This window comes from uncultured Rikenella sp., from assembly GCF_910579375.1.
GTDB lineage: Bacteria > Bacteroidota > Bacteroidia > Bacteroidales > Rikenellaceae > Rikenella.
In genome coordinates this window covers 20,278-44,321 of sequence record NZ_CAJTUJ010000006.1, presented here as the reverse complement: position 1 = coordinate 44,321, position 24,044 = coordinate 20,278, and the positions used below count along the sequence as shown (strand labels likewise).

Sequence of the window (24,044 nt, the reverse complement as noted above, 5' to 3'; positions counted from 1 at the left end):
TACGAGCCGCAGGAGTACAAATAGGGTGCAGGTATTGGGGTAGACACAGCCAGTAAGAGACGCTTAGCGTCCGTTTATTCCGAGAGGCAACGCAACTGACAACCGTGGGCGCGATCGGGCGCGTTGTTGGGGTGGAGACCCTGCGTGGCGAAGTCCATGAACACGCCGCTAGTCCCGCTAAAGGAGGAAGACCAACTGTACCCGCCGTTGCCGATACCCCTTGCTATGCCCTCCCAGCCCGCGCGACCGAAGTCGCGGTAGCCCGGGGCGGGGACGAACGATACCCGAATCCCGAGAGTTCGGCGCTCGGAGAGACATGTTGAACATACCTAAAAACATTATACCCAAACACCATGAAGAAAACACTTTTTGCCGCATGGGCCCTCGCCTTGCTGACCGCCTGCGGCGGCAGCGACCGGCTGGTGGAGCAGGCGCAGACCCGGCAACGTGTCGCCGAACGAGTCGCCGAACGTGCGGACTGGCTTCCCGAACTGCCCGCCGAAGCCACCCCGAAAGAACGGGACGGAATGGAATTTCTCTATGCCTACATGCCCGTCGGCGATGCCACCGATTATGCACCGGAACTTTATCTGGCCAACGTGCGCGCCTCGCTTCGGGCTGCCGAAGAGATGCCCTGGGGACGGACGGTGCCGAACGATCTGTTCCTGCACTACGTACTGCCGGTACGTATTAATAATGAGAATCTGGATACCTCTCGCGTGACCTTCTACGACGAGTTGAAAGAGCGCGTCAAGGGGCTCAGTATGGAAGAGGCCATTCTGGAGGTGAACCACTGGTGCCACGAGAAGGTGATCTACACGCCGAGCGACGGCCGTACCATGTCGCCGTCGGCAGCCGTGCGGAATGCCCAGGGGCGGTGCGGCGAGGAGTCTACCTTTACCGTGGCCGCTCTGCGGGCCGTGGGGATTCCCGCGCGGCAGGTCTATACCCCGCGGTGGGCGCATACCGACGACAACCACGCCTGGGTCGAAGCGTGGGCCGATGGGAAGTGGTACTACTTCGGAGCCTGCGAACCGGAACCGGTGCTCGATATGGGGTGGTTTGACGGCCCCAGCAAGCGCGGGATGCTGATGCACACGAAAGTTTTCGGCGATTATCTCGGCGACGAAGATGTGATCGGCCGCACCCCGCTCCATACCGAAATCAACGTCACCCACAACTACGCTCCGGTGGCGACCGCGACCATTGTGGTGCGCGATACGACCGGTGCGGTGGTGCCGGGGGCATCGGTGGATTTCGGGATTTATAATTATGCCGAGTTTTATCCTGCTGTGCGTAAAAAGACCGATGCCGAGGGGAAAACCACGATGACCGCCGGGTTGGGCGACATGCTCGTCTGGGCGACCGACGGGGCTGACTTCGGATACGAAAAACTCTCGTTCGGGAAGCAGGATACGCTGGTGATCGTTCTGAATCGTCGGGGCGGAGCGGGCGAAAGCTATGCCGCTGCGTTCGACATCGTTCCGCCGGCGGAGGGCAAAACCGCGGATCGTGTGACGCCGGAACAACGGGCTGCCAACGGGCTGCGGCTGGCACAGGAGGACTCGATCCGGAATGCCTATATCTCCGGCTGGATGTCCAAGGAGGATGCCTTTGCGCTGGCGCAGCGGATCGGTGCCGATACCGCTCGGGTGTGGAACGCGATTTCGACGAGCCGCGGGAACTGGGCGGAGATCGCGAAATTCCTCTCCGAGGCGGCGAAGCTGGGCGAGCTGATTACAGCTTTTGACCTGCTGGATGTGGTTTCGACCAAAGACTTGCAGGACACGCCGGCGGCGGTGCTCGCCGACCACCTGACGGGGGCGGTGGCTTATAAAGACCGGCCGTATTTTAAGGAGTATATCCTCAACCCGCGGGTAGGACGGGAGCTGCTCGTATCGTATCGGTCGGCGATGGCCTCCGAACCGGCGACCATCGAGGAGATTATCCTTAAGGCGAAGGGGGTGGAGCTGGTGGACAGCCTCAACCCGAGCCGGCTGCCGATCTCGGCCCTCGGGGTACAGCGTTCGGGGATGGGCGACCGGGCGGCTCGCGACCGTTATTTCATCGCCATGGCGCGCAGCAAGGGGATTCCGGCGCGGCATGAACCGGTGACGGGACGGTTGCAATACTACGATCTGTCGGCGACGTGCGGTGTGGATGCTTGGCGGAACGTTGATTTCGACGGCGAAGCGGCTTCGGCGGCTGTGGCGAGTGCCGTGCCGCGCGGGACGTTGATGGTGAACTACGTGCCGAGCAAACACAATGACGATCCGAAATATTACAGCCACTTTACGGTGGCGCGTTTCCGGAACGGGCGTTACGAGACGATCGAACTGAGCGATCCGGACGCGGATATGGGAGCTGCGGGGTCATTGTCGGCGATTTTCCGGAAGCCGGTGGTGCTGGAGGCGGGCGACTACATGCTCACGAGCGGCACGCGGATGGCGGACGGGACAGTGCTGAGCGAGGTGCGCTTCTTCCCGATCGAAGCGGGGCGGCAGACGACGCTCGATATGACGATGCGCGAGGACGACAACGCCGTGCAGGTGATCGGCACGATGAATCCGGAGTCTAAATTTCTGGCCCAGGGGGCGACCGAGCCGCAGTCGATTCTTTCGACCACCGGTCGGGGGTACTTTGTGCTGGCTTTGTTGGAGGTGAAGAAAGAGCCGACTAACCATGCGTTGCGCGACATCGCCGCTCTCAAGACCGAGTTGGAACAGTGGGGCAGGGGGCTGGTGTTCCTCTTCCCGACGGCGGAACAGTTGGCGGCATTCGATGCGTCGGAGTTCGGCAAGCTGCCGAGTACCATTACCTATGGCGTCGACAAAGGCGGCGAGGTGGCCGGGATGCTTCGGCAGTCGCTGGAGTTGACGAATATGAACGATCTGCCGGTCTTTGTGGTGGCCGATACGTTCGGTCGGGTGGTGTTCGTTTCGCAGGGCTACCGGATCGGGCTGGGCGAGCAGATGATGAAGGTGATCCGCTCGTTGTAGGCGAGGATTGCTTTCTCGCAACGAAAAATCAAGCGGGCTCGGAATCTTTTCCGAGCCCGCTTTTTGGATGGCAAGCTTGCCGAGGGATTCGGTGGGGGCGGCGAGAGGGAAATTGCTTGAAAAAAGATATCTTTGTCTTTTCCGGTAATTCGAATACTTCTTCTCTATGAAATCGAAAAGAAACTATCCCCTGCTGGTGCTCAAGGGCATCGGGATGGGGGCCGCCGATGTGATTCCAGGCGTCTCGGGCGGGACGATCGCTTTTATTACGGGGATTTACGAAGAGTTGGTCGGAGCGATCCGATCGTTCGACCTCACGGCCTTGCGGCTCTTGGGGCGGTTCGACCTGCGCGGGTTCTGGCGACATATTCACGGCGGGTTTCTCTTTTCGGTGCTGGCCGGGATCGCCATCTCGGTCTTCTCGCTCGCCAAGCTGATGAAATACCTTTTGGAGAGCTATCCGATCTTCGTCTGGTCGTTCTTCTTCGGACTGATTATCGCCTCGTCGTGGCTCGTGGCGCGCGAGGTGAAACGGTGGGGGATCGGCACCGTCGTCGCCTTGGCGGCCGGAGCGGTGGCCGCCTATGTGATTACGGTGCTGAGCCCGGCGTCGACGCCGGATGCGTGGTGGTTTATCGTGCTCTCGGGGGCGGTGGCGATCTGCGCCATGATTCTGCCCGGGATTTCGGGGGCTTTCATCTTGCTTTTGCTGGGCAAGTACGCCTATATTATCGGGGCGGTATCGACCTTTAATGTACCGGTGCTGTTGCTCTTTGCGGTGGGAGCCGTGGTGGGGATCGTCAGCTTCTCGCACCTCCTTTCGTGGCTGCTGGCCAAGTATCACGGGGTGACGGTGGCTTTGCTGACCGGTTTTATGGTGGGGTCGCTCAACAAGATATGGCCCTGGAAAGAGGTGATGGAGACCTATACCAACAGCCACGGCGAGGTCTTGCCGCTGGTGGAGCGGAATGTCCTGCCGGGGGGATACGAGCAGCTGACCGGGCAGCCGGCGTTGTTGGGCTGGGCGATCGTGTTTATGGCGGCGGGCTTTCTGCTGATCTGGGGGATCGAGCGGGGAGCGGCCGTGTTGTCGCGGCGGCGGGCGGCGGAACAGGAGGCCGAAAAGCATTAAGAGACGATGAAAAGATACGGGTTGATAGGTTTTCCGCTCGGACACTCCTTTTCGGCTGGGTATTTCGCAGCGAAGTTCGCGGCGGAGGGGTTGAAGGGGGAGTGTACGTATGAAAATTTTCCGGTGGAGCGGATCGAGGAGTTGAGGCGGGTTTTGCCGGAGGATATCTGCGGATTCAACATCACCATTCCGCACAAGCAACATATCCTGCCGCTGTTGGCGGAGATCGACCCGGAGGCGCGGGAGGTGGGGGCGGTGAACTGTGTGCGGGTGGGGGCCGACGGCGCGTTCCGGGGTTATAATACGGATGTGTACGGTTTCGAGATGTCGTTGCGAGAGATGCTGCGGACTTTTCCGGGCGAGCTTTCGTCGCTGAAGGCACTGGTGTTGGGGACGGGAGGCGCGGCCCAGGCGGTGCATTACGTGTTGAATAAGCTCGGGATTGCTTACGTCGAAGTATCGCGGACGGCAGCGGGAGCGGCTCGGCTGGCCTATGAACAATTGACACCGGAGATCGTCGCGGAACACCGGCTGATCGTCAATACCACGCCTTTGGGGATGTACCCCAATCAGGATGCCCGGCCGGCTCTGCCTTATGAGCGTATCGGGGCGGGGCATTACCTCTACGATCTGATTTACAATCCGGCCGAGACCGCTTTTCTGCGCGAGGGACGTCGGCGCGGGGCGTGGGTGAAGTGCGGGCTGGAGATGCTGGTGCTCCAGGCGGAGCGCAGCTGGGAAATCTGGAACGAGTGACCTCGAAGGCGGGGCAGAGCCGACTGGAAACAAAATATAACGAACTCAAAATACAGACGATGAAACAGAAGACCGGCCTGGCGGCCGCTTTGCTTATGACCACACTATTGACCACCGGTTGCGGAGCCGACCGCAACGCAAAGGATGCGCAGGCGGAGAACTTCCAATGGCACATCGACCGATTCGACGACATCAACGTGCTGCGCTATCGGGTACCCGATTTCGACAGCCTCACCCCGCGGCAGAAACAGTTTATCTACTATCTCGGTCAGGCTGCGCTCTGCGGACGGGATATTCTCTACGACCAGAACTGCAAATACAACCTCCCGGTACGGCGGACGCTCGAAGCCATTTATACGACCTACGACGGCGATAAGACCGCCGACCAGTGGCTCGCTTTCGAAAAATACCTCAAAAAAGTCTGGTTCGCCAATGGCGTGCACCACCACTATTCCGGCGACAAGTTCACCCCGGAGTTCAGTGCCGAGTATTTTGACACCCTGCTTGCCGCTACGCCTGCGGATAAGTTCGGAGATATTCAGGGGACGCTGCTCGACACCGTGAAAGCCGTGATTTTCGACCCGACGCTCTATCCGAAACGGGTCGATCAGACCGCCGGCGTGGATATGATCGCCGCATCGGCCTGCAACTACTACAACGGCGTGACCCAGCAGGAGGCCGAGGCGTTCTACACCGCCCTGACCGATACCACCGACCGGCAGCCGGTCTCTTACGGGCTGAACAGCCAGCTGGTCAAGGGGGCGGACGGGAAGATTGTCGAACGGGTCTGGTCGGCCGACGGGATGTACGGGCCGGCGATCCGCGAGATCGTCAAATGGCTGGAACGGGCCGCTGCGGTGGCCGATACGCCGGAGCAGGAGGCCTATACCCGGACGCTGATCGACTACTACAAGACCGGCGACCTGAAGCGTTTCGACGACTACAACGTGGCCTGGGTGCAGGACACGAAGTCGACGGTGGACTACGTGAACGGGTTTATCGAAAACTACGGAGATCCGCTGGGGTACAAGGCTTCATGGGAGTCGACCGTGAACTTCAAGAACCTCGAAGCGACCAAGACGACGCAGATTATCAGCGACAATGCCCAGTGGTTCGAAGACCACTCGCCGATCGACCCGCAGTACCGAAAACCGCACGTCAAAGGAGTTTCGGCCAAGGTGATTACCGTGGCGATGCTGGGCGGCGACTGCTATCCCGCGACGCCGATCGGGATCAACCTGCCCAATGCGGACTGGATCCGGCGCGACCACGGTTCGAAATCGGTGACCATCGCCAACATTACGGCGGCTTACGATGCGGCTGCGGCCGGGAACGGCTTTGCCGAAGAGTTCATCCTGCGGCCCGAAGACCGTGAGTTGCGCGCGAAGTGGGGAACGGTGGGGAATAACCTGCATACCGACCTGCACGAGTGTCTGGGACACGCTTCGGGACAATTGGCAGAAGGGGTGCGGGGCGACGAGTTGAAAAACTACGGCTCGACGCTCGAAGAGGCCCGGGCGGATCTGTTCGCGCTCTACTACATGAACGATCCGAAGCTGGTCGAGCTGGGGGTGATTCCGACGCTCGACGTGGCGAAGGCCGAGTACAACAACTACATGATGAACGGTCTGATGACGCAGCTGACGCGGATCGAGCCGGGCAAGAATATCGAAGAGGCGCACATGCGTAACCGGGCGTTGATCGCCGGTTGGGTCTACGAGCGGGGCAAGGCGGATCGGGTGGTGGAGTTTGTTACCGAAGCGGGGAAAACGTATGTGGTGGTGAACGATTACGATAAGTTGCGGGAGCTGTTCGGCGAGCTGCTGCGCGAGATTCAGCGCATCAAGTCGGAGGGCGATTTCAAGGCGGGGATGGAGCTGGTCGAACGGTACGGCGTGAAGGTCGATCCGACGTTGCACGGCGAGGTGTTGAAACGGTATGCGGCGTTGAATATAGCTCCTTACTCGGGTTTTGTGAATCCGCGGTATGTGCCGGTGCTGGACGAGGCAGGAGCCATGACGGATGTCCGGATCGAGTACCCGACGGATTATGTGGATCAAATGTTGACCTACTCGTCGGAATACTCATTCCTCCCGAATCGGAATTGATCGGGGGCAATTGTTTCAGACAGGACAGCTGTAGCCATGTGTTTGCGTCAGGCGCGCGGACAAAGAATAGGGGTAGAGGCTGCCCCCTTCCGAGTGTCGGAAGGCACTGCCCGCCCGGCGTTCGAAATCGGCCATATACTGCCCGAAACCCTGAAACCAGACAGATTTCGAGAAACCATGTATATCGTAAATACCACCTTTATTGTCGAGCCCGCCGTGCATGAACGGTGGTACGACCTCTTTGTGAGGCAGTTCGTACCTTTTTTGCGCGCCGGTGGGTTCGGCAGCGACCAAACACGGATGGTTTTCACCCGAGTGCTGACCGATCACGGCGATCCGCATTACACCTACTCCTTGCAGGTCGACGTGCCCGACACGGCCGAATACCAGCGATTCATGACTGAAATGATCGGTGAATACGCCTCCATCACCGGCCCGCTGTTCGGCGAGCAAACCTTGTATTTCACCTCGTTACTCAAGAAAATAGTCCTTTGATCAGTCAAATTATAGCCAATCCGATGAAAAAGAACCGATATCTCTCGATTTTTCTGACCTCGATCGTTTTGTTGACGGTGTGCCGCACCGCCTCCGCACAGCATAAGAGCGAAATCCCGGTGCTCGCCGGAGAGCGGTGGTGGGGAGCTTATACGGCTCTCGGTGCCGCCATGCCTTTCGAGGCCGCCGACCGGAGCTATCGGTTAGGCGCGGATAACCTCCAAAACCAGTCCGCTCCGTTCCTCGTCTCCAGCCTCGGACGGTATATTTGGAGCGACGCGCCGTTCACCTTTCGGTTCGACGGGCGGAAATTCCTCATCGACTCGCCCGTCGGAGACGTTCGGGCTGTGAAAGCCGGGAAAACCTTGCGCGAAGCCGTGATTCTCGGCAAAAACGCCCGGTTCCGCTCGAACGGACAGACCCCGCCCGAACTCTTTTTCAGCCGGCCGCAATATAATACCTGGATCGAACTGCAATACGACCAGAGCCAGGAGGCCATCAAACGCTACGCGGACGACATTCTGGCCCACGGCTTTCCTGCCGGGATACTGATGGTGGACGACAACTGGCAGCGGTACTACGGCAACTTCGACTTCAAAGCCGAGCGCTTTCCCGATCCGAAAGCGATGGTCGACCGGTTGCACGCCAAAGGGTTCAACGTGATGTTGTGGATATCGCCGTTCGTGAGTCCGGACAGTCCGGAATTTCGCGAATTACAGTCCAAAGGGTTCCTTATCAAACAAAAAGGAACGAACAAAGCCGCGATCATACCGTGGTGGAACGGTTACAGCGCTTGTTACGACCTGACCAACCCGGCGGCGTTTGCTCATTTGCAGCGTCAGCTTGAACGCATGCAGCGGGAATATGGCGTGGACGGCTTCAAATTCGATGCCGGAGACACCTATTTTTACGACCCTGCCACCCAGGATTATCACGACAAGAATGCCCGGGCGGTCGATCACTTGCAGCGGTGGGGCGAACTGGGCAACCGGTTCCCGTACAACGAATATCGTGCCGCGTGGGGATTGCAGGGGTTGCCCCTCGTGCAGCGGCTCGCCGACAAGAACCACAGCTGGGAAGCTTTGCAACAACTCGTGCCCGAGATGATCAATGCGGGGATTCTGGGCTATCCCTACACCTGTCCCGACATGGTCGGAGGCGGTCAAGTGGCCGACTTCTCCGCCGAAGCGCAGGAGCGGCTGGATCAGGATCTGATCGTCCGGTCGGCCCAGCTGCATGCCCTGATGCCGATGATGCAGTTCTCGGTCGCGCCGTGGCGCGTGCTCGACGCCGAACACCTCGGCTACTGCCGCGAAGCGGCGAAACTGCACGAAAAAATGGCCCCCTACCTGCTCGAAACCGCCGCACAGGCGGCCAAGACCGGCGAACCGATGGTGCGGAGCATGGAGTACATGTATCCCAACAAAGGGTTCTGGGACTGTCGCGACCAATATATGCTCGGGGCGAAATACCTCGTGGCGCCTGTGGTGACGGCCGAAGGCAAACGCACCGTGCGTCTGCCGCGCGGAACATGGGTGGACGATCAGGGGAAACGCTTCAAAGGGCCGTTGGTGATGGAGATTTCCGTGCCGCTCGGCCGCATTCCGTATTACGAACTGAAACGGTAGAACCGCTGGTTCGGCGACTGACGGAAGGGGTGCTTGACAAAATGTCAGGCACCCCTTTTTTGGCAGGAAGTTTGCAGGATTTAACGGGCAAATCACCGGAAATAATTATAAAATCTATAAACACCATTATGACAACCAGTAATTTAACCATCAAGGCGCAGGAGCTGCTCCAACAGACCGTGAACCTCGCCGTCGCCGGCGGGCAGCAGGCTGTCGAACCGGCCCACATCCTGAGCGCCATGCTTCGCGAGGAGGACTCCATCGGCGTCTACCTGTTGGGCAAAGTGGGGGCCAATATGACCGCCCTTCGAACGGCTGTGCAGAACGATCTCTCGCGTCTGCCCAAAGTGCAGGGCGGCGAGCCCTATCTCTCCTCGGAGAGCAATCAGGTGATGCAGAGAGCCATGCAGGCTACCACGCAGTTCGGCGATAAATACGTTACGCCGGAACACATTCTGCTGGGGCTGGCCGAAGTGGGGCGACTGCTCAAGGACGCCGGCGTGACCGCCAAAGAGCTCTCCGCGGCGATTAAGGAGCTTCGCAAAGGGACGACTGTCGACAGCCAGACCAACGAACAGCAGTTCGACGCGCTGGGCAAGTATGCCATCAACCTGATCGAACAGGTGCGCAAAGGGAAACTCGACCCGGTGATCGGGCGCGACGAAGAGATCCGGCGCGTGCTCCAGATTCTGACCCGGCGCACGAAGAACAACCCGATTCTGGTCGGCGAGCCGGGGGTCGGGAAGACCGCCATCGCCGAGGGGCTGGCCCATCGGATCGTGGAGGGCGACGTACCGGAAAACCTGAAAGACAAACAGCTCTTTTCGCTCGATATGGGGGCCCTGATCGCCGGGGCCAAGTACAAAGGCGAGTTCGAAGAGCGGCTCAAAGCGGTGGTCAAAGAGGTGACCGATTCCGACGGCCAAATCATCCTCTTCATCGACGAAATCCATACCTTGGTCGGTGCTGGCGGCGGCGAGGGGGCGATGGACGCCGCCAACATCCTGAAACCGGCGTTGGCGCGGGGCGAACTGCGCTCGATCGGAGCGACGACCTTGGACGAATACCAGAAGTATTTCGAAAAGGATAAGGCGCTGGAACGGCGGTTCCAGAAGGTGATGGTCGACGAGCCGAGTGTGCCCGATGCCATTTCGATCCTCCGCGGGCTGAAGGAGCGTTACGAAAATCACCACAAGGTGCGGATCAAAGACGAGGCGATCATCGCTTCGGTCGAGCTTTCGCACCGCTATATCACCTCTCGGTTCCTGCCGGACAAGGCGATCGACCTGATCGACGAGGCGGCTGCCAAGCTCCGTACCGAGATGAACTCTGTGCCCGAAGAGATCGACGAGCTCGACCGGCGGGTGCGGCAGCTCGAAATCGAACGCGAGGCGATTCGCCGGGAGAACGACGACAAGAAGGTGGAAGAGCTGACCCAGCAGATCGAAGAGCTCAATGCGCAGCGGAACTCGCTGCGGGCCAAGTGGCAGGGCGAGCGCGACATCATCGAGGGGATTCAGAAAGAGAAAGAGGCGATCGACAACTTCAAGATGGAGGCGGCCGATGCGGAACGGCGCGGCGACTACGGTCGGGTGGCCGAGCTGCGGTACGGCAAGATTCAGGAGTCGGAGAAGGAGATCGAACGGTTGCAGGCGCAGCTGGGCGAGAACCAGAACGACAATCCGATGATCAAAGAGGAGGTCGATGCCGAGGATATCGCCGGCGTGGTATCGCGTTGGACGGGGATTCCGGTGAGTCGGATGCTGGCCAGCGAACGGGAAAAGCTCCTCTTCATGGAGGACGAGCTCCACAAACGGGTGATCGGTCAGGACGAGGCGATTCGGGCCATTTCGGATGCCGTACGGCGTTCGCGGGCCGGGTTGCAGGATCCGCACAAACCGATCGGTTCGTTTATCTTCCTCGGGACGACCGGGGTGGGGAAGACCGAGCTGGCCAAGGCGTTGGCGGAATTCCTCTTCAACGATGCCAACCTGATGACCCGTATCGATATGAGTGAATACCAGGAGCGGCACAGCGTGTCGCGGTTGATCGGGGCGCCTCCGGGATACGTGGGCTACGACGAAGGGGGACAGCTGACCGAGGCGGTGCGGCGCAAACCCTATTCGGTGGTGCTGCTCGACGAGATCGAAAAGGCTCATCCGGATGTCTTCAACATCCTGCTTCAGGTGCTGGACGACGGCCGGCTGACCGACAACAAGGGGCGGACGGTCGATTTCCGCAACACGATCATCATCATGACGTCGAACATCGGGTCGCACATCATCAATGAGCGGTTCGACGGGCTGAACGACAAGGAGATGACGGAAGAGAAACGGGACGGGATTGTCGAATCGACGAAAAACGAACTGATGGATCTGCTGAAACAGACGATCCGTCCGGAGTTTCTGAACCGGATCGACGAGATCATCATGTTCCTGCCGCTGACGCTGACCGATGTGCGTCAGATCGTGACGCTCCAGATCAACTCCCTGACGCGGATGCTGGCCCAGAGCGGCATCGAGCTGGCGGTGAGCGATCGGGCGGTGGACTGGCTGGCCGAGGACGGGTTCGATCCGCAGTTCGGGGCACGGCCCATCAAGCGGTCGTTGCAGCGGAACTTGGTGAACGAGCTGTCCAAACAGATTCTGGGCGGCAAGGTGAACAAGGAGAAACCGGTGTTGGTGGACGCTTCGGAGGCGGGCTTGACCTTCTCGAACTAAACAGCGCCGAGGTATAAGAGAAGCGGGGGTACAACTGTAACAACAGTTGCACCCCCGCTTCTTGCGTTTTTGACCGGTTCGTACTTGTCGTTCTTCCGTTTATTCCGAGAGGCAACGCAACAGAAAACCGTTGCCGCGATAGGTCGCATATGAAGGAAGCATGCCCGGTGTGCCGAACAACAAACGCCAGGCGCCCGTGCTGCCGTCGGGCACCGACGCAGACCAGACCGTACCCTCGCTGCCGACGTTACGCTGCACGCCATCCGCATGACCGCGGTAGCCCGGTGCGGGGTACCAGGCGAGCGGGGTTCCCGCGGTGCCGTCGTCCGTTACCTTGTAGAGACGACCGTTGGTGGCTTTGTAGTCTCCTGATCCATAAGATTCTCCGACAACCCCATCCGAGTAGTACGGGAAAGTCCCGTTCAAAGGCACATCCGCGTCCCGCGTAAAGTCAGACCCTATCGGTCAGTCGGACGGATGCTATCCAAGTATCTCGTGTGCCCGTTCGATCCGACGCAGGAACTCTTCCCGACCGATCAACTCCGCGATGTCGAAGAGGTTCGCCCCCGTGCTGCTTCCCACCAAAGCCAGCCGCAGGGTATTCATTACTTTACCCATCGGCAATCCCTGCTCCTCGATCCACGCGTGCGCTTTCGCTTCGAGGTTCGGAGCCGTGAAGTCTTCAACCACCTCTAACTGCCGCCGCAGGTTCTGGAGGTGTTCCGGATTGTCGTCTTTCCAGAATTTCGCCACCGCTTTCGGGTCGTACTCCTGCGGAGCCTCGAAGAAGTAGGCGGCCAGCGGCCACAGATCGCCGATGAACGTCGCCCGCTCCTTGATCAATCCCATAATGCGTTCCACTTTCGCCACCGGGATATCCCGATGACCGTGTGCCGCCAGCACGGGCAGAAAGGGCGCCGCCAGTTCCGCGTCCGACTTGTGATGGAGGTATTGCGCGTTGAACCACCGGGCCTTTTCCGGGTCGAACCGCGCTCCCGACTTGCTCACGCGTTCGAGCGAGAAGAGATCGATCAACTCCGGCATCGAGAGGATTTCCGAGTGGTCGTTCCCCGGATTCCACCCCAGCAGGGCCAGCAGGTTGACGAATGCTTCCGGGAAATAGCCGTCTTCACGATATCCCCGTGCCCCTTCGCCGCCGTCCTGCGGTTTCCATTGCAGCGGGAAGACCGGAAATCCCAACTTGTCCCCGTCCCGCTTGCTGAGTTTGCCCCCGCCGGTCGGCTTCAGCAACAGCGGCAGGTGGGCGAACCGCGGCATCCGTTCCTCCCAGCCGAATGCCCGGTAGAGCATCACGTGCAGCGGCAGCGACGGCAGCCACTCTTCGCCTCGGATCACGTGGGTGATCTCCATCAGGTAGTCGTCCACGATATTGGCCAGGTGGTAGGTGGGCAGCGCGTCGGCCGATTTGTACAGCACTTTGTCGTCCAAGGTCGAACTGTTGACCGTCACATGCCCCCGGATCATGTCGTCCATCTCGATGGTCTCTCCCTCCGGCATTTTGAACCGGATCGTCCACTGGTCGCCCCGCGCGATACGTGCCTTTACCGCCTCCTCAGGCAGGGCGATCGAGGTGGCTAATTTCGTCCGGACGGCATGATTGTAGGCGAAGGTCTCGCCCCGTTCTTCGTACTCTTTCCGAATGGCTTCCAGCTCTTCCGGGGTGTCGAAGGCATAGTAGGCCCACCCGTCTTTGACTAACTGTTCGGCGTATTGGAGGTAGATTTCGCGCCGTTCGCTCTGCCGGTAGGGGGCGTGCGGCCCGCCGACGCTCACTCCTTCGTCGATCTCGATGCCGCACCATTTCAGTGATTCGATGATGTATGCTTCGGCGCCGGGCACGAACCGATGAGAGTCGGTATCTTCGATCCGCAACAAAAAAGAGCCGCCGTGCTGACGGGCGAAAAGGTAGTTGTACAAGGCGGTGCGCACGCCGCCCATATGCAATGGCCCGGTGGGGCTGGGGGCGAAACGAACTCGCACTGGTCTGTCGTTCATAGCTGGATTTTTCTTTTTTCGACTCACGAAAATACAAACTTTATTCCATTTCCGGGGAACGAAATGCTGCCGAAAAATCATTACATTTGTCAATATAGCGATTGCTTATCGTGCGTAGTTCTTTGTGTAGGAGGGTACTGTTCTCTTTAACTTCGCTCCGCTCGTTTTCCTCCTCGCCAGCTCGGCAATTTGCAAACTGCGTTTGCATTGCTCTCGCTGGCTGCGTCGGTTGTGAACAAAAAGAACAAAAAAACTTTAGAGCGCATCCCTGCGGGATGCTCTGACCGTGTCTACCCGATTGGTTGGGCTGGGTTTTCTCGGCGGGGCGCTATAATGCGAGTATTACCCCAATGCGCCCGCGCCGGAAAACCACAGCCTAACGAACAAGGCGGAGAGAACCCGAGGTCGTCCCACCGGGACGACCTCTGCAAAAGTTCTTTGGGTACCTTTCTTGAAAGAAAGGTACGGTTCCGTCCAGCTCAAAAAATGTGGGCGAAAAAGGAATTGTTTTACGAAAAAGGAATGTCAGGTCACCTTCGGTATTGGCAGCATATTGTCAATAAAATCCCTAAGCTGTTGTTTTTGCTCGTCGTGCTTTATGCCCTGAGCGAGAACCGGGACGCCGTGTTCGGTCGTCAGGAGAGGGAAGTGGTGGCCCCTGAGGCTCCGACCCGTTTCGACTCGACCCTTGTCGCCCGGTTTTTCGAACACCCCGTTGCATTGACCACCGACGACTCGGTGATGTACGAAGTGCGAACAGCCGAAGAGCCCCATGCCTTGTCCGGCTACCTGATCGCCGGGCGGCAGGAGCATAATATGACTCGGGGATTCGGCGGGCCGGTCTCTGTGGTGATTTTTTTGGACAGAGAGATGATTATCCGGGGCGTGAGGATGTTGCCTAATAACGAGACCCCGCGTTTCGTGCGGCGGCTGGCCGAAGCCCGGTTCTTGGAGCAGTGGAACGGGCGCCATCTGTATGATCGGATTCCCGACGTAGACGCTTTGTCGGGGGCTACCCATACCTCGCAGGCCGTGATTGCCGATGTGAATAAGACCCTGGCCGCGTTGCTCCGGCGGGAACCGAAAAACCGGTCTTGGGACTTCGTAACCAACTATTTGGGCGAGTTTGCCGTGCTGTTCGTGACCATCATGTCGCTGGCCTGCTTTCTGTCGCCCGAGACGACGCGGAAAATCAGAATCCCGTTGCTGGTGCTTTCGGTGGCCGTGCTGGGGATTTGGCAGGGAGCTTTCGTGTCGTTGAGCTTGTTGTACAACTGGCTGCTTTTCGACGCCTCTTCCATTGCGCGGTTCGGGATGCTCGCGGTCGTGCTGACGGCGGTATTGATACCGCTGTTTACCAACCGGGATTTTTATTGCGCCTATCTGTGTCCTTTCGGCGCGGCGCAGGAGTTGGCGGGAAAGCTTTGGCCCGGGAAACGACCGATTCCGAAACCGGTCTTGAAGGGAGCGCGGTGGGGCCGACGTTTGCTGTTGGCGGCTATCGTCGGATTGTTGATCCTCCGACCGCGGTTCGAACTGGCCGATATCGAGCCGTTCACGGCTTTTTTGATCCGAGCGGCGGCTACTTCGTCGATCGTATTGGCTGGGATCGGACTCGGCGCGTCGCTCTTTTTCTATCGGCCGTGGTGTCGGATCGTCTGTCCGACGGGCGAGCTGCTCGCTATTCTGCGCCGTCGGCTGCGGTATCCGAAGCTCCGAGAGCGGCGGAGAGACGATGAATCGGAGGGTCGAACCGCATAAGGCGGTACTCGCCTTCGGGAGAGAGTACTATGGCAAAGAGGGTATTCGACGCCGCATCGTAAGCGGTTCGCACGAAATTCGCATCGGTTTTATAAACCCTCTCCAGTGTCCCGTTCCAATTGAAAAGGGCCAGATAATCCATCTTCCGGAAATCTTTCGTTCCGTTGTAGGTGGCATAGACGCGCTCGTTCGACGCACAGAGCGGCCCGAATCCGAACGTAATCACCTCGAAATCGGTCGGGTTTCCCCATTTGTCGTACGGAAATTCCGGTTCGACAAAATATTCGATATGCCGTTGCCGGATGCTGTCGTCGTCCACGTCGAACAGCTCCAGAATCGCGCCGAAATAGAGTCCCGATGCCAATCGTTTGCCGTCGGGCGAAAGGGCAGCCGAGCTGTTGCGCCAGGCCGATTTCATCAGAATCGTATCCGTCGCCTCCGGAAACCGATCGTACATGTGCGTTACTTTCCCCTCCCGAGTAAACGGTTGGCATGCTGGGTTGGGAAGATATATGCCCTTAAAAAACCTGCCATCCCGTCGGTCGTGGCAAAAATTTCGTCGGCAAAAAACGGTACATCGAGCACGAATTCTTCCATCGGAGTCCGATTTTCGGCCAGCAAGGAATCGAGGCGCCACCGAATCATTTTTTTGACTTGTGCATCGTAAATCCAAAGGAAAGGGTGGTCGAATCCCGATCGGGTACGATGGCATTCGGTGCGATCGCTTCGCCGGGCCCTTTTCCGAGGGGGCAGAAATCGACGATCCGTTCGCCTCTTTTCGTATACAGATGCCCCTGATTCTTACAGGTGTCGAGATAAATCACGGCGAGGTAATCCCCGACGATTTGCAGGTTCGTGACAAGTGACGTGAGTATCGAGTCCTCCAATACGACACCTTCCAACGGAGTCGCCTGCTCCACAGCCAGCGGACGATAATTCGTCCGCTGGCCGCAACCGAAGCATGTACACAGCGCAAAAAGAATCGGCAATAATGCTGTATGGAAAATGTTATATAACTTAATTATCATTTATCGAGGCTGTAATTTTTACGCAAATCTGATAAGTCGAGAAAAACCAATTCGTAGAGTCCCTCTTCGGTTAAACTTAGTGCATATAGTCGATCTTTTGTTTGGTCGTAAGCCAAAGTTTTTAAGTCTCGATTGGCTTGCAGTAAAATTTGCGGTTGTCCATCCCAATCGTAAATACAAATGGAACGACTTCGCCAAATACGGTCAGGGTCTTCAAATAATGTTTGCAATTTTTGCCCACTATATAAAGCATAGATATACGATCCATCAGTTGTTACAGCGGGGTAACCGACAACGGTATTCTGCTCGAATGTCGGATAGTCGATGCCCGAATTCGAATGTACTTGAAATTTAGGTAATTGATATAATGTTCCGGCTATAATTTTGCAACTGTCCGGTTTGCATTCAAGTATTTGATAACCAATTCCGTAAAATGAGAACCACGCATAACGTTCTTGTTTTGTCGAAAGAGCATTTGTAACGGATAAACCTTGCAATAGACCTGATCCTATAGGTATGGATAGACCATATTCCTGATAATCGCCGAATCGATAATCAATTGTGCCGCAAGTATCGGCTTGTACATATCGACTGCTATCCGTTGCACAACCCCAGATTTTATTTGCAGTTAAGAATGAAAATGTTTTAATGCCTTCAAGAATCGTACTGATATGATTTAATATGGGGAGCTCATTCTGTAAGGTATAAAAGAAAATGCGGTTTTGATAATTGTCGAAGACATAGAATGCTTCTTTTTCTGCTGCTGGATAATATCCGATTTGGTGAACATTCATGCACTCGTTTGCTGCTTTTCCATGTGGGAGTAAACGTGTACATCTCTTCGTTTCTGGATCATAATGTAATAGCAATTGTTCTGCTCTTGGTTCGATGAAAATCAGATGGCCTCCCACGGTATGTAAAAAATCAGGATTTCCCAATGAATCGGTTGATAATCCCGTGTCTCTAATCCATTCTGTGGGTAAGTGAGTCTTAAAAGTAGCTAAGGGATCGTCGTTGGGACACGAAGGTGTGCATCCCCATAAAAAAAAGGCTAAGTAGAGTAAGGAGAATTGAACTTTCATAGTTGAGGGTTTAAATAAAGAGAGAGCAGAATGGTATTTTATTCCGCTCTCTCGATTGTTTGTTCGTTAATTATAAATTTACTTCAACTGCGGGAGCCTTGCTTTTTGTTCCTCCGGGTAAAGTACAATCGCCCCATATTCCTAAGCATGTTGCCACGCTGGGTTGAATATCTTTCCCAACGGCCATAGCTTCGATATTGGCAAGAGTTAGTTCGGAAACGGGTTCTTTCGGCTGTGCCATCAGATAATTGGCTACGGCAACTCCGGTTACTAATAATGCACCGCCGATGGTCAGAAAAAGTTTTACTTTTTCATGGTTGAAAGGTTTTTGTTAATACAAAGAGCACATAGACTCTTTACAAGGATAAATATTGTAAATAAAAAATCGAATGGGTAGCATTAAAAGATAATCTTTTATTCTCTTTTGCTGGAAAATATGCAGGCCGACGATTTTCGCCGGCCTGCATATAAAAGAGTCGAGGCAATCCCTCTTTGAAAAGAAGCGCTACGAAAGCTTCCGAGCCACTTCCACCTGCTCGTACCCTTCGATAATATCCCCCACCTTGATGTCGTTGTAGTTCTCGATGTTCAAACCGCACTCCATGTTCGGCCCGACCTCCTTGACATCGTCCTTGAACCGCTTGAGCGAACCCAGTTTGCCGGTGTAGACCACGATCCCGTCGCGAATCACCCGTATCAAGGTATTCCGCGTAATCTTTCCTTCCCGCACCAGACACCCTGCGACAGTCCCCACTTTCGTAATCTTGAAGACTTCCATGACTTCCACCGAGCAGACGATCTCTTCTCGGGTCTCCGGCGCCAGCATCCCCTCGATCGCATCTTTGATCTCGTTGATGGCGTCGTAGATGATGGAGTAGAGGCGAATCTCGATCTCTTCCTTCTCGGCCAGCTTCCGTGCCGATGCCGAAGGACGCACCTGGAACCCGATAATCACGGCGTTCGAAGCCGCAGCCAGCAAAATATCGCTCTCCGAAATCGGCCCCACAGCCTTGTGGATCACGTTCACCTGGACCTCCTCGGTCGAAAGTTTCACCAACGAGTCGGTCAGCGCCTCGATCGAGCCGTCCACGTCCCCCTTGATAATGACGTTCAACTCCTTGAAGTTCCCCACCGCAATGCGTCGTCCGATCTCGTCCAGCGTAATATGCTTCTGTGTCCTGAGGCCCTGCATCCGCTGCAACTGTTCACGTTTGTTAGCGATCTCGCGCGCAGCTTTGTCGTCTTCCATGACGTTGAAGTTGTCGCCCGCCTGCGGCGCGCCGTTGAGACCCAACACTAAGACCGGTGTCGCCGGCCCCGCTTCGGTCACTTTCTGTCCCCGTTCGTTGAACATGGCTTTGACCCTCCCCGAGTATGTCCCCGAGAGCATCACATCGCCGATGCGCAGCGTTCCGGAGCTCACCAGTACGGTCGCGACGTATCCCCGCCCCTTATCGAGCGACGATTCGACGACCGTCCCCGATGCCCGTCGGTTGGGATTGGCTTTCAGGTCGAGCAGTTCCGCCTCCAGCAAGACCTTTTCCAACAATTTGTCGACATTGATCCCTTTCTTTGCCGCCACGTCCTGAGACTGGTATTTCCCGCCCCACTCTTCGACGAGGTAGTTCATGTTGGCCAGCTCTTCCTTGATCTTTTCCGGATTGGCGTTCGGTTTGTCGATCTTGTTGATGGCAAATACGATAGGCACCCCTGCCGCCTGCGCGTGGTTGATCGCTTCGATCGTCTGCGGCATGACGCTGTCGTCCGCGGCGATGATAATGATGGCCACGTCCGTCACCTTCGCCCCCCGGGCACGCATCGCGGTAAACGCCTCGTGCCCCGGCGTATCGAGGAAGGTGATCCGCCGTCCATCCTCCATCTTCACACTATATGCCCCGATATGCTGGGTAATCCCCCCCGCTTCGCCCTCGATCACGTTGGTTTTCCGGATGTAGTCCAAAAGCGACGTCTTCCCGTGGTCGACGTGCCCCATGACCGTGACGATCGGCGGCCGCGGCAGCAAGTCTTCCGGTTTATCTTCCTCTTCGACAATGGCTTCCTGGATATCCACCGTCACGAATTCGACCTTGTAGCCGAACTCTTCGGCCACGATCACCAAAGCCTCGGCATCCAGCCGCTGGTTGATCGAGACCATCAGCCCGAGGTTCATACAAGCGGTGATGACATCCGTCACCGAAACGTCCATCATCGTCGCCAGCTCGCTCACGGTCACGAATTCCGTCACCTTGAGGATCGATTTTTCGCGTTCCTGCTGCTCCATCTCTTCGGCCATCCGTCCGTGGATCGCCTCGCGCTTATCGCGCCGATACTTCGCACTCTTGCTCCCCTTGCCTTTGCTGGTGAGCCGCGCCAAGGTCTCTTTGATCTGCTTCTGTACGTCTTCGTCGCTCACCTCCTGCCGCACTACAGGCTTGCCGCCCCGGCCTTTCCGCCCGCCGCCGGCATTCGCATTCCCGCCGAACCGTCCGCCGGCATTATTCCCTCCACGACCACCGTTGGCTCCCTGTCCATGCACCGTCGCCGGACGCGAAGTCCCCGGGGTATTCGCCACGTCGACTTTCCCTTTCTTGATCCGGTTGCGTTTCCCGCCGCGTCCCCGCTCATAGGTGGTCGGCAGTTCGATCTTTCCGACGATCTTCGGCCCGGCCAGACGATTGGCATCGTCATTGGCGCGGAATACTTCCGGCTCTTTCTTCTCTTCGTTCGTCGTGGGTTTTACGTCAGGTGTCGATGCGACCGGTGTCTCGACCTGTGTTTGTACCGGTTTCGGCTCCGGTGAAACCGGAGCGGCCGGCGTCTTCGCCGCCTCCGCCTTAACAACGGGCACCGGTTCCGGCTCCGGCTGTTTCACTGCCGGTTTTTCAACCGCAGCAGTCGTCGCCGATTCGTTTTTCGCCGGTGCCGCCGCTTTTTTCTTCGGCCCGCTCAGGTCGAGTTTTCCGACCACTTTCGGCCCGCTCAAAGTCTCGACCGGCGTGGCGAAGACCGTAGCTCCCGTGTTTTTCTTCTTGGTCTCCGCGCCGACAGATTCGTCTCCCGCTGCGGCAGTCGTGTCGGGCGCAGCATTGTCGTGCAGCGATACGCTCTCGCGCACGGGTTTGATTTTCTCGCGAATGTCGATTTTCTGCACGCTCTTCCCTCCGAACTCGTTCCGCACGAGTTCGACGGCTTTCGGATCGAGAATGGTGCTGGGCCCGTGTTCCACCTTGAATCCTTTCTTTTCCAAAAATTCCACGATGGTTCCCTGCCCCACGTTATACTCGCGTGCGACGCCGCTCAATCTGACTTTTGTCTGTTTCTCTGCTGCCATGTATCTGTCTTTCCTCTTTTTGATGTGCACCGGCTTGTCGGCCCGGCTGCCTTAAAATTCGTTTTCTGTCCGTCCGCCTCGGTGCGTGCGAAATCCCGCTCGACTCGAAGAAGGGGAGGGGATTACTCGAATTCGCTCCGCAAAATCCGGAGTACTTCCTGAATGGTCTCCATTTCGAGGTCGGTTCGCTTGGCCAGGTCTTCCGCGTTCTGTGCCAGCACCCGTTTAGCGGTGTCAAGGCCGATCTTCTTGAACTGGTCGATGATCCAGGGTTCGATTTCGTCGGTGAATTCGGCCAGGTCGACGTCTTCTTCATCCTCCTCGCTGGTTTCGCGATAGACGTCGATGTCGTATCCTGTCAGCATGCTGGCCAACCGGATATTCAGACCGCCTTTCCCGATAGCGAGCGAAATTTCGCTCGGTTTGAGGTGTACTTCCGCCGTCTTGGTCTCCTCGTTGATGTCGATCGAGAGCACTTTCGCCGGATTCAGCGCGCGCTGGATCATCAGGCTCGGATTAGCGGTGTAGCTCACCACGTCGATGTTCTCGTTCCGCAACTCTTTGACGATCCCGTAGATTCTCGATCCCTTGACCCCCACGCAAGCGCCCACCGGGTCGATCCGTTCGTCATACGATTCCACCGCCACCTTGGCCCGCTCGCCCGGAATCCGCACGATTTTCTTGATGGTGATCAAACCGTCAAAGATTTCCGGCACTTCGAGCTCGAACAACCGTTCGAGGAACTCCGGTGCCGTCCGCGACAGAATGATCTTCGGGCTGTTATTGATCATCTCGACTTTCGAGACAATGGCCCGAATCGTATCCCCTTTGCGGAAGAAGTCGCTCGGGATCTGTTCCGTCTTGGGCAGCAACAGTTCGTTGTCTTCGTCATCGAGCACCAGGATTTCGCGTTTCCAAACCTGATACACCTCGCCGGTAATGATCTCGCCCACCCGCTCCGTATATTTCTGGAACAAATTGGCTTTTTCCAAATCTGTAATCCGCGAAGCGAGGTTCTGCCGAATCGCGAGGACGCTGCGCCGTCCGAAGTCCGAGAATTTGACTTCGGTAGCCACCTCTTCCCCCACTTCATACGTCGGGTCGATCTTCCGGGCATCGGTCAGGCTGATCTGGGTGTTTTCGTCCAGCACGTCGCCGTCTTCCATCACCAGCCGATTCCGCCAGATTTCGAAGTCGCCGCTTTCGGTGTTGATGATGATGTCGAAGTTTTCGTCCGATCCGTAGGTCTTGACCAGCATGTTCCGGAAGACGTCTTCCAGCACGCTCACCATGGTGGCGCGGTCGATATTCTTGAGTTCCTTGAATTCGGCGAATGTGTTAATCAGATTTATCGTTTCCATCGCTCTTTTCTGCGTCCGCGCCGCGGTTCGGCGGGATATTTAGGTTGTTTTTGAATGCTTGATCGTTATTTGAAGTCGAAGTGCTCGCTCACGGCTTTCGTATCTGCCAATCGGATCTGTTCGCGGTGTTCGACGTCGGTTTTCCGTTTCTTCCCCGGCACGAGCTCTTTCACGGTATAAGCCACTTCGATCGCCGACGGAGCATCCGCCCCATCATCCGAGGAGTCGTAGCCGATGCCGCACAAAACCGCGCCCGTCAGTTTTTTCCCGTCTTTGAAAAGCACATCCACGCGCGGCAAATCGCCTCCATCCTTTAAAGATGCCTGCCGGATGAGTTTCTGGTATTGCCGTCCCAGTTTCAGCGGCTGTCCCAGCCCTGCCGACATGACGGTGAGCTGGCAGTCCCATCCTTCGCCGTATTCCGCCTCCAGCCGGGCCGTCACCTCCCGGTTCAGTAACGCGCAGTCGTCGATCCCGACCCCCCGCATCCGTCCCTCGTCATCCGCCCCGTCGCAATCCATCGTCACGGTGATTTCGTCGATCCCTCCCGCACTGTTCTCCCGGCACGCGAGTTCGACGATGAAAAATCCCCGCTCTCCCCAAGCAGAACCCTCTCCCTCGATGGTCGAGCGAATCAGTTCCCGTATAGCTGTCCTGGTATCCGTCATTTTCGTTTCGTCCCGCATAATAAACAGAAAACGGAGGTCAAACACCCCCGTTTCCGAAATCTCACCTACGAGCAAAACGCTCGTAACGATGCAAATGTAAGCAATATTATGCGTTCAAACAAATTAAGTCGGCAAAAAAGCTACTCTTCGTCCTGATCTTTCATCCGCGGCTGGTACGGTTTGATAACGCCCCGCTTCGACCCCGCAAAGAAATTCAGCATCTCTTTCCGCGCCTCCGAATCGGGCAGCTGCTCTTCCAGCAACCCGCACGCTTTTCCATACGAATACCCGTTCTGGAACATGATCCGGCAGATGTTCATAATCTCCTCGATCTGTCCGGCGTCGAATCCCCGCCGCCGCAGTCCGATGGTGTTCACCCCCACGTACGACGCCGGATAGTGTGCTGCTTTGATGAACGGCGGAATGTCCTTGCCGACCATCGTCCCGCCGCTGGTCATGGCGTGTTTCCCGACGCGGCAGAACTGGTGGATGGCCGTATGTCCTCCGAGAATGACCCAGTCGTCCAGCTCGACCTCCCCGGCCAGCGAAACGTTGTTGGCCAGAATGCAGTGGTCGCCCACCACACAGTCGTGTCCCACATGCGCATAGGCCATGATCAGCGTGTCGCTCCCCACGATCGTCGTATTCTTCGCCGCCGTTCCCCGGTTGACCGTGGCGCATTCGCGGATCATCGTCCGGTCGCCGATGACGGCCGTAGTCTCCTCTCCCCTGAACTTCAGGTCCTGCGGAATGCCGGCAATCACCGCTCCGCTGAATATCTTGCAGTCGCGGCCGATCACCGCTCCGTCGTTGATTACGGCGTTCGGCCCGATCCACGTGCCGTCTCCGACGGTCACCTTGCCGGCGATGTAGGCAAAAGGCTCTACAGTCACATTTGCGCCCAGTTTCGCGTCCGGATGGACATAGGCCAGAGGATGTATCATAAGGTGTAAAGAAAG

At 57.2% G+C, this 24,044-nt stretch carries 18 protein-coding genes; 8 read left to right on the top strand and 10 right to left on the bottom strand.

Annotated elements, in window-relative coordinates:
• Positions 1–353 precede the first annotated feature (353 nt).
• The 7 genes from QZ302_RS01490 to clpB all read left to right on the top strand — a co-directional run bounded on the left by QZ302_RS01490 (position 354) and on the right by clpB (position 11,838).
• Positions 354–2,999, top strand: a complete 2,646-nt coding sequence (locus tag QZ302_RS01490) for a transglutaminase-like domain-containing protein (RefSeq protein WP_294591682.1) — start codon at positions 354–356, stop codon at positions 2,997–2,999.
• A gap of 166 nt (positions 3,000–3,165) precedes the next feature.
• The gene (locus QZ302_RS01485) at positions 3,166–4,131 is read left to right on the top strand and encodes a DUF368 domain-containing protein (protein ID WP_294591680.1); all 966 of its coding nucleotides are present in this window, start codon (positions 3,166–3,168) and stop codon (positions 4,129–4,131) included.
• 6 nt (positions 4,132–4,137) lie between these two features.
• Complete coding sequence (locus tag QZ302_RS01480; protein WP_294591674.1) at positions 4,138–4,887, top strand: shikimate dehydrogenase; 750 nt, start codon at positions 4,138–4,140, stop codon at positions 4,885–4,887.
• A 95-nt stretch (positions 4,888–4,982) separates the two neighbouring features.
• A complete protein-coding gene (locus QZ302_RS01475; protein ID WP_294591684.1) occupies positions 4,983–6,995 on the top strand; it encodes a dihydrofolate reductase in 2,013 nt (670 codons plus the stop codon).
• Between the two features lie 177 nt (positions 6,996–7,172).
• The gene (locus QZ302_RS01470) at positions 7,173–7,490 is read left to right on the top strand and encodes a DUF4286 family protein (protein WP_294591673.1); all 318 of its coding nucleotides are present in this window, start codon (positions 7,173–7,175) and stop codon (positions 7,488–7,490) included.
• Positions 7,491–7,513: 23 nt separating this feature from the next.
• Positions 7,514–9,118, top strand: coding sequence for a glycoside hydrolase family 31 protein (locus QZ302_RS01465; RefSeq protein WP_294591671.1), 1,605 nt, complete (start codon positions 7,514–7,516; stop codon positions 9,116–9,118).
• Positions 9,119–9,246: 128 nt separating this feature from the next.
• A complete protein-coding gene (clpB, locus tag QZ302_RS01460) occupies positions 9,247–11,838 on the top strand; it encodes an ATP-dependent chaperone ClpB (RefSeq protein ID WP_294591670.1) in 2,592 nt (863 codons plus the stop codon).
• A gap of 99 nt (positions 11,839–11,937) precedes the next feature.
• Here clpB and QZ302_RS01455 read toward each other — a convergent pair whose 3' ends face one another.
• Both QZ302_RS01455 and gltX read right to left on the bottom strand, forming a co-directional pair.
• Positions 11,938–12,264, bottom strand: a complete 327-nt coding sequence (locus QZ302_RS01455) for a hypothetical protein (RefSeq protein ID WP_294591669.1) — start codon at positions 12,262–12,264, stop codon at positions 11,938–11,940.
• Between the two features lie 54 nt (positions 12,265–12,318).
• A complete protein-coding gene (gene gltX, locus QZ302_RS01450) occupies positions 12,319–13,854 on the bottom strand; it encodes a glutamate--tRNA ligase (RefSeq protein ID WP_294591668.1) in 1,536 nt (511 codons plus the stop codon).
• Positions 13,855–14,376: 522 nt separating this feature from the next.
• Between gltX and QZ302_RS01445 the strand changes: the two genes are divergently transcribed.
• Positions 14,377–15,615 (top strand): 4Fe-4S binding protein, encoded by a 1,239-nt coding sequence (locus QZ302_RS01445; RefSeq protein WP_294591667.1) that lies wholly within the window; start codon positions 14,377–14,379, stop codon positions 15,613–15,615.
• Here the strand turns inward: QZ302_RS01445 and QZ302_RS01440 are convergent.
• The 8 genes from QZ302_RS01440 to lpxA all read right to left on the bottom strand — a co-directional run bounded on the left by QZ302_RS01440 (position 15,536) and on the right by lpxA (position 24,029).
• On the bottom strand, positions 15,536–16,072 hold the full coding sequence (locus QZ302_RS01440) for a hypothetical protein (protein WP_294591666.1): 537 nt from the start codon (positions 16,070–16,072) through the stop codon (positions 15,536–15,538). The two genes, QZ302_RS01445 and QZ302_RS01440, sit on opposite strands and share 80 nt — an antisense overlap.
• Positions 16,073–16,077: 5 nt before the next feature.
• Positions 16,078–16,212: a hypothetical protein gene (locus QZ302_RS01435; protein ID WP_294591665.1), complete on the bottom strand. Its 135-nt coding sequence runs from the start codon at positions 16,210–16,212 to the stop codon at positions 16,078–16,080.
• 44 nt (positions 16,213–16,256) lie between these two features.
• On the bottom strand, positions 16,257–16,643 hold the full coding sequence (locus QZ302_RS01430; protein ID WP_294591663.1) for a hypothetical protein: 387 nt from the start codon (positions 16,641–16,643) through the stop codon (positions 16,257–16,259).
• Complete coding sequence (locus QZ302_RS01425; RefSeq protein ID WP_294591661.1) at positions 16,640–17,725, bottom strand: hypothetical protein; 1,086 nt, start codon at positions 17,723–17,725, stop codon at positions 16,640–16,642. The genes QZ302_RS01430 and QZ302_RS01425 overlap by 4 nt, the downstream gene beginning before the upstream one ends.
• A 505-nt stretch (positions 17,726–18,230) precedes the next feature.
• Entirely contained in the window at positions 18,231–21,056 is a 2,826-nt protein-coding gene (gene infB / locus QZ302_RS01420) for a translation initiation factor IF-2 (RefSeq protein WP_294591659.1), read from the bottom strand.
• A 122-nt stretch (positions 21,057–21,178) separates the two neighbouring features.
• A complete protein-coding gene (nusA, locus tag QZ302_RS01415; protein WP_294591657.1) occupies positions 21,179–22,417 on the bottom strand; it encodes a transcription termination factor NusA in 1,239 nt (412 codons plus the stop codon).
• 65 nt (positions 22,418–22,482) lie between these two features.
• The gene (locus tag QZ302_RS01410) at positions 22,483–23,085 is read right to left on the bottom strand and encodes a hypothetical protein (RefSeq protein ID WP_294591655.1); all 603 of its coding nucleotides are present in this window, start codon (positions 23,083–23,085) and stop codon (positions 22,483–22,485) included.
• A gap of 140 nt (positions 23,086–23,225) precedes the next feature.
• Positions 23,226–24,029 (bottom strand): acyl-ACP--UDP-N-acetylglucosamine O-acyltransferase, encoded by an 804-nt coding sequence (lpxA, locus tag QZ302_RS01405; protein ID WP_294591653.1) that lies wholly within the window; start codon positions 24,027–24,029, stop codon positions 23,226–23,228.
• Positions 24,030–24,044 lie beyond the last annotated feature (15 nt).

Excerpts from the sequence above, each read along its gene's own strand:
- infB (WP_294591659.1), bottom strand. The coding sequence starts at position 21,056 with ATGGCAGCAGAGAAACAGACAAAAGTCAGATTGAGCGGCGTCGCACGC.
- QZ302_RS01465 (WP_294591671.1), top strand. The coding sequence starts at position 7,514 with ATGAAAAAGAACCGATATCTCTCGATTTTTCTGACCTCGATCGTTTTG.
- QZ302_RS01475 (WP_294591684.1), top strand. The coding sequence starts at position 4,983 with ATGACCACACTATTGACCACCGGTTGCGGAGCCGACCGCAACGCAAAG.
- QZ302_RS01490 (WP_294591682.1), top strand. The coding sequence starts at position 354 with ATGAAGAAAACACTTTTTGCCGCATGGGCCCTCGCCTTGCTGACCGCC.
- QZ302_RS01425 (WP_294591661.1), bottom strand. The coding sequence starts at position 17,725 with ATGAAAGTTCAATTCTCCTTACTCTACTTAGCCTTTTTTTTATGGGGA.
- QZ302_RS01435 (WP_294591665.1), bottom strand. The coding sequence starts at position 16,212 with ATGGAAGAATTCGTGCTCGATGTACCGTTTTTTGCCGACGAAATTTTT.
- QZ302_RS01470 (WP_294591673.1), top strand. The coding sequence starts at position 7,173 with ATGTATATCGTAAATACCACCTTTATTGTCGAGCCCGCCGTGCATGAA.
- QZ302_RS01440 (WP_294591666.1), bottom strand. The coding sequence starts at position 16,072 with ATGTACGATCGGTTTCCGGAGGCGACGGATACGATTCTGATGAAATCG.
- QZ302_RS01480 (WP_294591674.1), top strand. The coding sequence starts at position 4,138 with ATGAAAAGATACGGGTTGATAGGTTTTCCGCTCGGACACTCCTTTTCG.
- QZ302_RS01410 (WP_294591655.1), bottom strand. The coding sequence starts at position 23,085 with ATGACGGATACCAGGACAGCTATACGGGAACTGATTCGCTCGACCATC.
- QZ302_RS01430 (WP_294591663.1), bottom strand. The coding sequence starts at position 16,643 with ATGATAATTAAGTTATATAACATTTTCCATACAGCATTATTGCCGATT.
- QZ302_RS01445 (WP_294591667.1), top strand. The coding sequence starts at position 14,377 with ATGTCAGGTCACCTTCGGTATTGGCAGCATATTGTCAATAAAATCCCT.
- gltX (WP_294591668.1), bottom strand. The coding sequence starts at position 13,854 with ATGAACGACAGACCAGTGCGAGTTCGTTTCGCCCCCAGCCCCACCGGG.
- QZ302_RS01485 (WP_294591680.1), top strand. The coding sequence starts at position 3,166 with ATGAAATCGAAAAGAAACTATCCCCTGCTGGTGCTCAAGGGCATCGGG.
- lpxA (WP_294591653.1), bottom strand. The coding sequence starts at position 24,029 with ATGATACATCCTCTGGCCTATGTCCATCCGGACGCGAAACTGGGCGCA.
- nusA (WP_294591657.1), bottom strand. The coding sequence starts at position 22,417 with ATGGAAACGATAAATCTGATTAACACATTCGCCGAATTCAAGGAACTC.
- clpB (WP_294591670.1), top strand. The coding sequence starts at position 9,247 with ATGACAACCAGTAATTTAACCATCAAGGCGCAGGAGCTGCTCCAACAG.